The organism is Streptomyces sp. BB1-1-1 (genome assembly GCF_031597775.1).
GTDB lineage: Bacteria > Actinomycetota > Actinomycetes > Streptomycetales > Streptomycetaceae > Streptomyces > Streptomyces thinghirensis.
The window spans coordinates 5,808,415-5,821,573 of the sequence record NZ_CP134203.1 but is presented as its reverse complement, the minus strand read 5'-3'; the positions used below and the strand labels follow the sequence as shown (position 1 = coordinate 5,821,573).

8 protein-coding genes are annotated in these 13,159 nt (G+C 73.4%); 2 read left to right on the top strand and 6 right to left on the bottom strand.

Annotation, left to right across the window (positions count from 1 at the left end; all coding sequences use genetic code 11):
- Positions 1-40 precede the first annotated feature (40 nt).
- The 6 genes from RI578_RS26670 to leuS form a co-directional block, all read right to left on the bottom strand.
- Complete coding sequence (locus RI578_RS26670) at positions 41-868, bottom strand: arylamine N-acetyltransferase (RefSeq protein ID WP_310873436.1); 828 nt, start codon at positions 866-868, stop codon at positions 41-43.
- Positions 869-872: 4 nt separating this feature from the next.
- Positions 873-3,560 carry a ComEC/Rec2 family competence protein gene (locus tag RI578_RS26665; protein ID WP_310875867.1) on the bottom strand — a complete coding sequence of 896 codons (2,688 nt, stop codon included), beginning with the start codon at positions 3,558-3,560 and terminating at the stop codon, positions 873-875.
- A 44-nt stretch (positions 3,561-3,604) separates the two neighbouring features.
- Positions 3,605-4,795: a ComEA family DNA-binding protein gene (locus tag RI578_RS26660; protein ID WP_310873435.1), complete on the bottom strand. Its 1,191-nt coding sequence runs from the start codon at positions 4,793-4,795 to the stop codon at positions 3,605-3,607.
- A 152-nt stretch (positions 4,796-4,947) separates the two neighbouring features.
- Positions 4,948-5,793, bottom strand: coding sequence for a DegV family protein (locus tag RI578_RS26655; RefSeq protein WP_310873434.1), 846 nt, complete (start codon positions 5,791-5,793; stop codon positions 4,948-4,950).
- Positions 5,794-5,866: 73 nt separating this feature from the next.
- A complete protein-coding gene (locus RI578_RS26650; RefSeq protein WP_310873433.1) occupies positions 5,867-6,610 on the bottom strand; it encodes a hypothetical protein in 744 nt (247 codons plus the stop codon).
- Positions 6,611-6,820: 210 nt separating this feature from the next.
- Positions 6,821-9,721, bottom strand: a complete 2,901-nt coding sequence (gene leuS, locus RI578_RS26645; RefSeq protein WP_310873432.1) for a leucine--tRNA ligase — start codon at positions 9,719-9,721, stop codon at positions 6,821-6,823.
- Between the two features lie 532 nt (positions 9,722-10,253).
- On the opposite strand from leuS, the gene RI578_RS26640 reads away from it, so the two are divergent.
- Together RI578_RS26640 and RI578_RS26635 are read left to right on the top strand one after the other, a co-directional pair.
- Positions 10,254-11,507 carry a ferric reductase-like transmembrane domain-containing protein gene (locus tag RI578_RS26640; protein ID WP_310873431.1) on the top strand — a complete coding sequence of 418 codons (1,254 nt, stop codon included), beginning with the start codon at positions 10,254-10,256 and terminating at the stop codon, positions 11,505-11,507.
- Positions 11,508-13,121 (top strand): NADH-ubiquinone oxidoreductase-F iron-sulfur binding region domain-containing protein, encoded by a 1,614-nt coding sequence (locus tag RI578_RS26635; RefSeq protein WP_310873430.1) that lies wholly within the window; start codon positions 11,508-11,510, stop codon positions 13,119-13,121.
- Positions 13,122-13,159 lie beyond the last annotated feature (38 nt).

Genomic DNA, 13,159 nt, shown 5'->3' with positions numbered 1-13,159 from the left:
CTGTGTGGCCCGATATCGCCGCACCGGACGCCGTGAATCCTCACAGTCGGGGCGCGGGCGGCACCTCGTCGAGGTGGATGCCGAAGTGCTCCCGGTAGGCCGCGAGTACCTCCTCCTCCGTGGCCGGCTCATGCTCCTCCCGGCGGCCGTCGGCGGCCGTCGACACGAGCCTGCGGCCGCTCAGCGTGATCCTCCCTCCGTCCTCCGTGACCCGCGAGCAGACCGGTGACTGGAGGAAGTGCGACCGGGGCGAGGTGCTGTGCCACCACGCGCCGGACTCGAAGTCGCCGAGCACCCGCGGGCGCGGTTCCACCCGGTACACGGGCTTCCCGTCCCGCAGCACGTCCAGGTCGGCCGCCCGGGCCGAGTCGTGCCCGCCGCGCACCCCGGCCGCGTCCGGACCCGCCTCGACGACCTGGAACGTGCCGCCCGGATCCTTCTGCTCACCCCGCTCCGCGAACGCCAGCGGACCGTGGCTGTGCGCCCCGAACCCGACGTCCGCCAGCAGATCGCCCCCGTCCACCGTCCGCACCCGCAGCGCCAGATGGTCGAACGGGATCCCGAGCCGGTTCCCGTCCCCGTACACCCGCGCGGCGAGCAGCGTGACCTCATACCCGAGCGCCGCGAGCAACGCGCCGAAGAGACCGTTGAGTTCGTAGCAGAACCCGCCCCGTCGCGCGCCCACCACCTTGTCCAGCAGCCGCCCCTCCTCCAGCACGATCTCCTCGCCCAGATGGACGGACAGGTTCTCGAACGGCACCGTCAGCAGATGACGAAGGTGCAGCTCGCGCAGGGCGTCGGCGGTGGGCCACGCCGGGTACTCGGCTCCCAGACGGCGGAGGTAGGCGTCGACCTGTGTTGCATCCATGCCCTCAGTCTCGCGCCACCCGCAACGCCCTGCCCGTGCCGGCGACCGCCAGCGCCCCGTCCCGGTCCGTCCGCAGCACCGTCGCGCCCTGGGCGCGCAGCGCCTCGACGGTGCCGGGGGCCGGGTGCCCGTAGGTGTTGTCCTCTCCGCAGCTGATGAGCGCCAGCCGTGGAGCCACCTTCCGTATGAGGCCGGCATCCTGGTGAGCGGAGCCGTGATGGGCAACCTTCAGCACGTCGACCCCTTCCAGCGCCGCTCCCGCCGGTGATCTCGCCAGCTCCCGCTGTGCCGGGGGCTCCAGGTCCCCGAGCAGCAGCAGACGCAGTCCCGCCGTCCGCACCAGGAGGGTGACGCTGGCGTCGTTGGGTCCTTCCGTGCTCGTCGGGATGACCGGCGCCGCGGTCGTCGTCGGCGGGGTAGGTGGTGGGCCCTTCGGCTGGGGCGGTGGCGGCCACACCACCTGCCAGGACAGGGGGCCGGACCGCCGCTCTTCCCCGGCGGAGGCGTGCCGCAGGGGAATCCGCCGTGCCGCCGCCTGCCTGCGGACGGACTCGGCCTGGTCCGCGGGCTCTTCGAGGGCGGTCGTCTCGATCGCGCCCACCGAACGCCCCCGCAACACCCCGGGCAGGCCCGCCACATGGTCGGCGTGGAAGTGGGTCAGCACCACGAGCGGGACGCGGGTGATGCCGAGGGAGCGCAGACAGTGGTCGACCAGCGCCGGGTCGGGTCCGGTGTCCACCACGACGCCCGCGCCCTCACCCGCCGCGAGCACCATGGCGTCGCCCTGTCCCACGTCGCACATCACCATCCGCCAGCCCGGCGGAGGCCACCCCGTGATCACCCGGGCCAGTGGCGGTGGCCGCACCACCGCCAGCACCAGCAGCACCGCGCACACACCGCACCACCACGGATGCCTCGGCAACCTTCGGCCGACGAGCAGTACGCCCACCGTGACGAGGGCGAGCAGCGCCGCCCCGGCCCAGCTGCCCGGCCAGTCCACTCCCGCGCCGGGCAGCGCGGCCCCGGTACGGGCGATCCCCGCGATCCACTCGGCCGGCCAACCTCCGCACCAGGCCAGCCCTTCGGCCACCGGCATCGCCACCGGTGCCGTCGCCAGCGCCGCGAACCCCAGCACCGTGGCCGGCGCGACCGCGAACTCCACGAGCAGATTGCACGGCACCCCCACCAGGCTCACCCGCGCCGACAGCACGGCGACGACCGGCGCGCACAGGGCCTGGGCCGCGCCCGCGGCGGCCAGCGCCTCGGCGAGCCGAGGAGGAACCCGACGCCGGCGCAACGCCGCGCTCCAGCGCGGGGCCAGCGTGAGCAGCGCCCCGGTGGCCAGCACGGAGAGCAGGTAGCCGTAACTGCGGGCCAGCTCCGGGTCGTACAGCACCAGGAGGAGCACGGCCGTCGCCAGCGCCGGGAGCAGAGATCTGCGGCGTCCGGTGGCCAGGGCGAGCAGGGCGACGGCCCCGCAGGCGGCGGCCCGCAGCACGCTCGGGTCGGGCCGGCACACTACGACGAAGGCGAGTGCCAGCACCCCGCCGAGCAGCGCGGTCGTCCGCAGGGAGATACCGAGACGGGGCGCCAGCCCCCGGCGCTCGCTGCGCTGGGCCAGTCCCGGCGGCCCGAGCAACAGGGCCAGCACGATCGTGAAGTTGGCCCCGGACACGGCCAGCGTGTGCGCGAGGTCGGTCTCCTTGAACGCCTCCTCCAGCTCCGGCGTGATACGCGAGGTGTCACCGACGACCAGACCCGGCAGCAGCGCCCGCGCGTCCGCCGGCAGCCCCTCGGTGGCCTCCCGCAGCCCGGCCCGCAGTCGTCCCGCCAGCCGCTGCGCCCCCGACGGCCCTGCCACCACCTCCGGCGCCTCCCGACCGCCCCGTACCCGCAGCACGGCGGCGATCCGGTCCCCGCTCGCCCTCGGGGGCGCCGACCGGGCGGTGACGAGGAGCCGCGTCGTCGGCAGCAGCCCCAGCCAGCGCGAGGTGCCGGGCCCGGCACGGGTGAGCCGCGCGTCGTCCGCGGCACCCGCGGGGGCCCGGCCCGGTGCCTCCTCGCCCTTGCCCTTGCCCTCGCGGTCGCCGTCGCCGTCACTCTCGGCCACGTCCACGAGCAGCAGCACAGGCGTCCGTGTCGTCACCTCCCTCCCGCCCGCCTCCGTCACCCGTCGTACGTCGGCTTCGATCAGCACGGTGGGCGGCACGGCCCGGTTTCCCCGGACGCGGGGCCGGGTGAGGCGGGGGTCGGCGGTGATCTCCAACTCGGCGGTGACGGTGGCGTACTGCCGTGCCAGCGCCGGCACGGGTCCCCGGCGCAGGTCCGCGCCGTGCAGCGCGGCCGAGGTGGCGGACGCGGCGACGCAGAGGAGCACGGCGGCGACCGTCGCGCGGTGCCGTCCGCGCGTCGTGCGCTGCCTCCTCGCCCCCAGCAGCAGCACGCCGGACAGGGCCAGCGCGCCGATCAGGAGGCCCACGGCCCACCCGGCCGGCACGTCCGGCATCAGCGCCGCCGTCGCCCAGGCCGCGAGCGCGGGCGGCACCAGCCGCAGGTCCGTGGGCCCGTCCTGCCGGGGATGCGCCGCACCGAGCCGATGCCCGGAGGCGACGTGCACGGCTGCGCGCGGGGGCGCGGTCAGGTGGTCGGCGGGCTCCGCCGACCCGCCCGGCGGCCTCGTCCGCACACTCATGGCCGTGCTCACGTCCGTGCTCACGTCCGTGCTCGCGTCCGTGCTCATGGCCGCACGAGGTTGCGCAGGTCGGCGAAGCGGCGTTCGCCGATGCCGTTCACCTCGCGCAGTTCGTCCACCGAGCGGAAACCGCCGTGCTGGGTGCGGTAGTCGATGATGTGCTGGGCCAGCACGGGGCCGACGCCCGGCAGGGTGTCGAGCTGGTCGGCGGTCGCCGTGTTGAGGGAGACCGGTGCCGCGGGTGCGGCCCCCGCTGCCGGGGCGCCCGGCCCGCCGGGGGCGGTGCCGCCCGGGCCGGCCGGCGCGGAAGCGCCGACGATCACCTGCTCGCCGTCCACCAGGAAGCGCGCCCGGTTCAGCCCGTCGGTCTTGGTACCGGATCGCACGCCTCCCGCGGCACGCAGGGCGTCCGCGACCCGTGATCCTGCCGGAAGGCGGTGGACTCCGGGCTTGCGGACCTTGCCGCCGACGTCCACCACGATCTCGGCCCCGACCGTGGCCGTGGCCGTGCCCTCGGCCGGGCCCCTGGGCGGGCCGGCCGTGGGGCCCGCTCCCGCCGCCTCGTCCTCTCCCCCCGCGCCGAACGCCGCCGCCTCCCGCACCATCTCGGGCGCCGACACCGGCTGGGTGCGACCGGTCCAGAAGTGCTGTGCGGCGAAGACCGCCGCGACGACGAGCAGCACCGTGAGCGCGGCCACGCTGCGGCGCTCCAGTCCGCACCGCGTCTGGAGCCACACCGGCATCCGCTCCCGCAGCGCCTGCCCGGCCCGCTCCCGCCAGGTCGCCGCGGCACCGTCGAAGGCGTCCGGTGACGCTCCCCCTTCCCGCGCACTCCCCCGGTGCGCGTCTTCTCCGTGCCCGTCCGCGTCCCCTCCTTGCGCACCCCCTCCTCGCGCCCCCGCTACGTCCTTCCGTGCCCTGCCACCGTCTCCGGCTCCCTGCGGGCGCCCGGCATCGCGGCTCCAGGTCGGCGGCGGCCCTGTCCCCGGCTCGCTCCCCTGCCCGACGGACCCGGTGTATCCGTCGTATCCGTCGTATCCGTCGGGCCCGACGGACCCGACGAAGAGCGCCTCCGCACGTCGGCGGAGCTCCTCCGCCGGCGCGGGACGACGCCTGTGCCGTGCTCGGCCGGCGGAGCGGGGCGAGCGGCGGTTGCGGAGCCGGCCGTCGGAGGCCGGGCCACGACCCGGGCCGCTGGTGGCGGTAGCTGTGCGTGAGCGTGGTCGAAGAGCCATGCGACGAGGATCGGACACCTCGGCACACCCGCGATGATCATGCTCAATTCCCGGGGACTACCCCCAGGTTGTGGAAAACCCCGACCCCCGCACGGGTGACGCGAAACCTCGACGCGAAACCCTGACCCGCGACCGTGACGCCCGACCGCCCCTCACCGCGACGAGACCACGACCCCCAGCAGCCCGGGCCCCGTGTGCGCCCCGATCACCGCGCCGACCTCGCTCACATGCAGGTCGGCCAGCCCGGACACCCGGTCCCGCAGGCGGTCCGCCAGGGCCGACGCCCGGTCGGGGGCGGCGAGATGGTGGACGGCGATGTCGACGGGTGCGCTGCCCGCCCGGTCGGCGACGATCTCCTCCAGCCGGGCGATGGCCTTGGACGCCGTCCGGACCTTCTCCAGGGGCTCGATGCGGCCGCCGCCCAGCTGCAGCAGGGGCTTCACCGCGAGAGCGGAACCGAACAGTGCCTGGGCCGCCCCGATGCGGCCGCCGCGACGCAGATAGTCGAGGGTGTCGACGTAGAAGTAGGCGGAGGTCCCCGCGGCCCGCTTCTCCGCGGCCGTGACCGCTTCGTCCACCGTGCCCCCCGCCTCCGCCGCCTCCGCCGCGGCGAGCGCGCAGAATCCGAGGGCCATCGCGATCATCCCGGTGTCCACTACACGCACTGGAACGGCCGCCTCCCGCGCGGCGACGACGGCCGCGTCGTGCGTGCCGGAGAGTTCGGCGGAGAGGTGGAGGGAGACGATGCCGTCCGCGCCGGACTCGGCGATCTTGCGGTAGGTCTCGGCGAAGAGTTCGGGGCTGGGGCGGGAGGTGGTGACCGGCCGCCGTTTCTGCAGGGCCTGGGCCAGCGAGCGGGTCGAGATCTCGGTGCCCTCCTCCAGCGCCCGGTCGCCCAGGACGACGGTCAGGGGTACCGCGGTGATGCCGTGCCGCTCCATCGTCCGGGCCGGGAGGTAGGCCGTTGAATCCGTGACGATCGCGACATGGCGGGACATGAGCTGGAGGTTACCTGCCGTAGCGCCCATACGGCAGCCCGGCCCCGACGACCGGGCGTTCACGGGGCCGCGGTCAGGTCGTGTTCTCCGGACGGGCCTTCTTCTGCCAGGGGTACACGGGCCTCGGGCCGGGCGGTGTGATGGCGGGCCGCGCGGGTTCCTCCGCCGGTTCCCGCCCCGGGTGCTGCGGGGTCTGAGGCCAACTCTGCCGGGCGGCCGGAGCGTCGGTGCCCGGCGCCTCGGGCCAGGGCGGCGGCGCGGCGGCGGGCTCCGTCTCCGTCCAGTGCCGCAGGGCACCGGCCTCGACGTCGATCTGTGCGCTCAGGGAGTCCAGGTCGTCGTCGGCGAAACGGTGGGCCCGGTCGCGGGCCGCCCAGCGCAGGGACTCCGCCGAATGGATGATGCGCTCGGTGCGCTCGCGCAGCGTGGGAAGGCGCTCGGCGAGCGTGGCGCGGTCCGGTTCGGACTCCAGCCGCCTGAGCTCGCCGTCCAGTTCGAACCCGTGCGCGCTGAGCCGCTCGAAGAGGGCGAGGGACTCCTTGAGGGACTCGTCCTCGGCCACGCCCGCGTGCAGCGCGTCCTGCGTGGCCCGCATCGACGTGCGCAGGGCCAGCCGCAGCTGTGCGAGCTCGCCCGCCGGACCCAGCTGGACGAGGGACTTGGCCCGCAGTGTGTGGTCCTCGACCGTGCGGCGGGCCTGGGTGATGCCGCGGTCCACGCTGCGTTTGGCCGCGCCGACGGCCTTCACCGTGGCGTAGGCACCCAGCACGAGGGCGAGCACGAAAAGCAGACCGAAGACTGCGATCACCGCTTCCACGAAGCTCCTCCTCCGAGCGTCCGGCCCGCGGACCGGCGGGCCGCGGCACGGCACCCGCCGTGCCGCTCTTCCACGGTAAACGCAACGGGCAGGCCCAGGGTTCCAGCGGAACCCCGAACCTGCCCGTACCGAACCCCGAATCTGCCCGTACCGGGCCCGAGCCTCCCCGTAGGGGACTGCCCCGAGCCCAGCGGTACCGCGGCGCCGGCCTTACGCCGGGACGATGTTCACCAGCTTCGGCGCACGCACGATCACCTTGCGGATCCCGGCCCCGCCCAGCGCGGCCACGACCTTCTCGTCGGCCAGCGCCGCCTTCTCCAGGTCCTCCTCGGAGATGGACGGGGCGACCTCCAGCCGCGCCTTGACCTTGCCCTTGATCTGCACGACGCAGGTCACGGCCTCGTCGACGACGTAGGCCGGGTCGGCCACCGGGAAGTCCTGGTGGACGACCGAGTCCGGGTGCCCCAGCTTGCGCCACAGCTCCTCGGCGACGTGCGGGGCCAGCGGCGCGACCAGCAGCACCAGGCGCTCGGCGACCGTGCGCGGGACCACGCCGCCCACCTTCGTCAGGTGGTTGTTCAGCTCGGTGACCTTGGCGATGGCGGTGTTGAAGCGCATGCCCTCCAGGTCCTGCCGCACGCCGTCGATGGCCTTGTGCAGGGCGCGCAGGGTGTCCGCGTCGATGTCGGACTCCGCGACGTCCGCGACCGTCACCTCGCCGGTGTTCTCGTCGACGATGTTGCGCCACAGCCGCTGCAGCAGCCGGAACTGGCCCACCACCGCGCGCGTGTCCCACGGCCGGGAGACGTCCAGCGGGCCCATCGCCATCTCGTACAGGCGCAGGGTGTCGGCGCCGTACTCGGCGCAGATCTCGTCGGGAGTGACCGCGTTCTTCAGGGACTTGCCCATCTTGCCCAGCAGCCGGGAGACCTTCTCGCCCTGGTAGTAGTACGCGCCGTCGCGCTCCTCCACCTCGGCGGCCGGCACCGCGATGCCGCGGCTGTCCCGGTAGACGTAGGCCTGGATCATGCCCTGGTTGAACAGCTTGTGGAACGGCTCGGCCGAGGAGACGTGCCCCAGGTCGAACAGGACCTTGGACCAGAAGCGCGCGTACAGCAGGTGCAGCACGGCGTGCTCGGCGCCGCCGACGTACAGGTCGACGCCGCCGTGCGGCAGGCCCTCGCGCGGGCCCATCCAGTACTGCTCGATCTCGGGGTCGACCAGCTGCTCGCTGTTGTGCGGGTCCAGGTAGCGCAGCTCGTACCAGCAGGAGCCGGCCCAGTTGGGCATGGTGTTGGTCTCGCGGCGGAACCGGCGCGGGCCGCGGCCGTCGCCCAGGTCCAGGGTGACGTTCACCCAGTCCTCGTTGCGCGACAGCGGGGTCTCGGGCCGGGTGTCGGCGTCGTCCGGGTCGAAGGTGCGCGGGGAGTAGTCCTCGACCTCGGGCAGCTCCAGCGGCAGCATCGACTCGGGCAGGGAGTGGGCGATGCCGTCCTCGTCGTAGACGATCGGGAAGGGCTCGCCCCAGTAGCGCTGGCGGCTGAACAGCCAGTCGCGCAGGCGGAAGTTGACGGTGCCCTCGCCGGCACCGGTCCGCACCAGCCACTCGGTGATGCGCTCCTTGGCCTCGACGACGCCCAGGCCGTCCAGGCTGATCTCGTCGTTCGACGAGTTCATGATCTTCGCGTCGTACGACCCGAAGGCGTCCTCCCACGTGGCCGGGTCGGTGCCCCGGCCGTCGGTGGGCTCGACGATGCAGCGGATCGGCAGCTCGAAGGCGCGGGCGAACTCGAAGTCGCGCTGGTCGCCCGCCGGGACGGCCATGATCGCGCCGGTGCCGTAGCCCATCAGCACGTAGTCGGCGATGAAGACGGGGACCTGCTCGCCGTTGACCGGGTTGGTCGCGTAGGCGCCGATGAAGACGCCGGTCTTGTCCTTGGCCTCGGCCTGCCGCTCGACGTCGGACTTGGACGCGGCCTGCGCGCGGTACGCCGCGACGGCCTCGGTCGGGGTGGCGTGACCGCCGGTCCACACGTCGTGCGTGCCCTCGGGCCAGGCGGCCGGGGTGAACTTCTCGACCAGCGGGTGCTCGGGCGCCAGCACCATGTAGGTCGCGCCGAACAGGGTGTCCTGGCGGGTGGTGAAGACGGTGATGCGCTCGCCGTCGACGGGGAAGTCGACGCGGGCGCCCTCGGAGCGGCCGATCCAGTTGCGCTGCTGCAGCTTGATGGCCTCGGGCCAGTCCAGCTCGTCCAGGTCGTCCAGCAGCCGGTCGGCGTAGGCGGTGATGCGCATGTTCCACTGGCGCAGCTTGGACTTGAAGACGGGGAAGTTGCCGCGCTCGGAGCGGCCGTCGGCGGTGACCTCCTCGTTGGCCAGCACGGTGCCCAGGCCGGGGCACCAGTTGACGGGCGCGTCGGAGGCGTAGGCCAGCCGGAAGCCGCCCAGCACGTCGGCGCGCTCGGCGTCGCTCAGGGCGCTCCACGCGCGGCCGGGGTGGCCGGGGACGGCACGCTCACCGGACTCGAACCGGGCGACCAGCTCGGCGATCGGGCGGGCCTTGCGCGCCTCCTCGTCGTACCAGGAGTTGAAGATCTGCAGGAAGATCCACTGGGTCCACTTGTAGTACTCGGGGTCGATCGTGGCGAACGACCGGCGCTTGTCGTGGCCCAGGCCCAGCCGGCGCAGCTGGCTCTGCATGTTCTTCATGTTGGCCTCGGTGGACACGCGCGGGTGCGTGCCGGTCTGCACGGCGTACTGCTCCGCGGGCAGGCCGAAGGCGTCGAAGCCCAGGGTGTGCAGGACGTTGTGGCCGGTCATCCGCTGGAAGCGGGCGAAGACGTCGGTGGCGATGTAGCCCAGGGGGTGGCCGACGTGCAGGCCCGCGCCGGAGGGGTACGGGAACATGTCCATGATGAACTTCTTGGGCTTGGCGACCAGCTCCGGGTCGCCCGCCAGGTCACCCTTGGGGTTCGGCGCGGCGTACGTCCCCTCGGCGTCCCAGAAGTCCTGCCAGCGTGCCTCGATCTCGGCGGCCATGGCAGCCGTGTAGCGGTGCGGCGCGGCGTCCGCCGACACAGGGGCGGTCGCCGCGGGGTTCGTCTCGCTCATGATCCTCAAAGCTCCATCGATCGTCTCTGCCGGCGGCTGCGACATTCAAGACCAGCGGCTGCGAATGCCGGGAAATGAAAAATCCCCTCGCACAGGAGGGGACGCCGCGCTGATTCCGGCCACCGGACTACGACCGGGGTCGGACTGATCAGCGCGGCTCGCTAAGCAGAAGGCGTACGGCACGCATGGCGTCAGGGTACCGCAGTCGCCGAGCGGGCCGCGACGGGCTTCCGGCCGCCCGCACGGGCCTCCCGCACCACCCCTCACGGCCGCCAAACCTGAACCAAGGTCAAAGGTTACTTCGCGTAACGACCGCTAAGGGACATCAGTACGAACGCATTGTCGTTTGATAACAACGCAATAACTCAAACCTCGTACTCACGGGTATGGCGCCACTTAGAGTGCGGCACCGGGACCGCTACCCCGAACCGCTCCGGAGTTGCCCCATGAACCCCTCGAACCCTCCCTCGATCCACCCCCGCAGCAACAGCTCACCCTCCCCCCTCGCGTCCGCGACGTGGGGAGGTCTGCCGTGGTGACGAACGACAGCACGGCGGACGACACCTTCGCGGAGTTCCTCAACTTCGGTGCCGGCGTCCTCTCCCTCGTCCTCCTCAGCTGCTCGGTGATCTGGGGACTCGTCGCCCAGGACCGGATCGTCCTCGACACCCGCCAGCGGATCCTGGCCCAGGCGGTGCACCGGATCACCGCGGTCGCCGCGGTCGTGTTCCTGCTGGTGCACATCGGGGTCAAGCTGGCTCTGGACCACACCACCTGGGTGGCCGCGGTGGTCCCGTTCGGGCTCCTGGCCACGGACGACGAGTCGTTCGGCGGCCGGAGCGTCCTGATCGGCTTCGGCACCCTGGCCAGCATGCTCATGATCTTCGTGGGCGTCACCGGCGCCCTGCGCAACCGCTTCGCCTCCGCGTCCCCCGTGGCCGCCCGCTGGCGGGCCATGCACATGCTGGCCTACCCGGCGTGGTGCCTGGCCCTGCTGCACGGGCTCTACGCGGGTCGCGCGGCGAAACCGGTCTTCCTGATCCTGTACGGCCTGTCCGTGCTCGGCGTCATGGCCGCCCTGGCGCTGCGCGCGGCGCCCCGCCCGGTCAAGCGCAGGGTCGCCGACAAGATCGCCGGGTTCCTCGGGACCGGGGAACGGATGGCCCGCGAGGAGCTGGAGGAGCGGCGGGCCCGGACCACGGCGACGTCCGCGCTGCCGGGCTACGAGAGCGCCGGGGCGTCGCAGCCGCGCGCGGCGTCCCCGTCCGCGCCCCTGTACGAGCCCGCGGAGCGCCTCGCGCCCCCGGAGCCCGCGGGCGGCTTCGCGGCGGCCTACCGTGCCGTGTCCGGCTCCTCCGGCACGCGCCGGCGGCCGCTGACGGCCGAGAGGACCGCGTCCGCCCAGCTGCCGACGGACATGCGTCCCACCGAGGCGATGCCCCTCGTGGACGGCGGCGGCAGCACCTCGGGCAGCTGGCCCATCCCGTCGCCGCCCCCGGTCGGCGAGGCGCCCCGCTCGGCCTACGACCCGCTCAACGACACCGGACACACCATTCCGGTCTACGGCAATACGGACGCGTCGGGCTACGGCTCGAGTGACGTGTACGACACCAATGAGACGAACACCGTCTACGACACGTACTACCCCAACGACACGTACAACAGCGGTCCCGCCACTGAACAAACCCCCGGTGCGTCCCCCGGTGCGTCGCCCTACGACGCGTCCTACGACTTCGACGCACCGGGTTCGGGCGAACCTTGGAACACGCCTTCCGGAGGCTTTTAAGTGAACGAGGCCCTGCCCGACGTCCCCGAAGTCCGCGTGGTCGGTCTTCCCCAGCTCACGTCGGGCTTCGACCTTGTCGAGCGCCTGGATCTGCCGATGCACCTCAAGGTGCACGGTCCGCTCGAACCGCTGGGCGGTGAGCAGCTCGCGCAGCTCTCCGAACGCATCGGCCTGAAGGGACGCGGCGGCGCGGGCTTCCCCTTCCACAAGAAGCTGCGCTCGGTCGCCGAAGCGGCGATCAAGCGCGGCGTACGGCCCGTCGTGGTCGTCAACGGCAGCGAGGACGAGCCGGCCTGCCGCAAGGACACGGTGCTCATCAACCGCGCCCCGCACCTGATCCTGGACGGCGCGCTGCTGTGCGCCGAGGCCATGGGCGCCCGCACGCTCGTCATCGGCGTCACCCGCGAGTCCACACAGCGTTCCATGGAGGCCGCCCTCGCCGAACGCGGACTGAGCAACGGACGCCGATCCGCCCTCCGCGCGCGCGTGCAGCGCAATCCGGTCCGCATGGTCACCGGCGCGGCGGCCTCGCTGGTCCGCTCCATCGACGGCGGCCCGGCGATCCCGCCCGGCCGCAAGGTCAGCGCTTCGAAGAGCGGCGTCGGCGGCGCGCCGACCCTGCTGTCCAACGCCGAGACGTTCGCCCAGCTGGCGATCGCCGCCCGCATCGGCCCGGAGCGCTACGGCAACACCGGCCTGTACGACGAGCCGGGCACCGTCATGCTCACCGTCTCCGGCGCCGTGGCCCGCCCCATGGTCATCGAGGTGCCGACGGGCGTGCCGCTGCGCTACGTCCTCCAGCTCGCCGGCGCCCCGCCGGTGCCGCAGGGCGTGCTGACCGGCGGCTACCACGGCAAGTGGATCGACGCGGCTGCCGTCGACGAGGCGATCGTCTCCCGCAACTCCCTGCAGCAGGTGGGCGGCTCGCTGGGCGCGGGCGCGATCCTGCCGATCAGTCAGGACACCTGCCCACTGGGCGAGTCGCTGCGGGTGGCGCAGTGGCTGGCGGAGGAGAGCGCGGGCCAGTGCGGCCCCTGCTACCTGGGCCTGCCGGCCGCCGCGCGCGGCCTGGCGGACATCCTGAACGGCGGCGGCCCGGCCGCCCTGGAGGCGGTCAAGCAGGTCGCGCGGAACGTGAAGCGGCGCGGCGCCTGCTCGCACCCGGACGGCTCGGCGATGTTCCTGGAGTCGACCCTCACGGCGTTCACGGACGACCTCGCCGCCCATGTCCTCGGCAACGGCTGCGGACGGCCCGTGGAGGGCGTACTGCCGCTCCTGGAGGGCGGCGGGACCCCTACGGGCATCCCGGGCGGCGGCGGAGACGCGAACGGGCCCAGCCGCCAGAAGATCTACGTCGACTGGACGCTGTGCCGGGGCCACGGCCTGTGCGCGGACATCCTCCCGGAGGTCTTCCAGCTCGGCGCCGACGGCTTCCCGACCGTGGCGCAGGCCGACATACCGCGCTTCGCGGAGGCCAAGGCGGTCCGCGCGGTGCGCCGCTGCCCGGCGCTCGCCCTGCGCATCGAGGAGGACACCCGCGGGCAGGCGCCGTCCTCGCGCACCAACCTGCCGGTCCTGTCCCAGGGCCGCGGCCGCCGCGCGCTCGGCCGCTGAGCAGACACCCGCCGAGCACGAGGAAACCCCCGGATCGA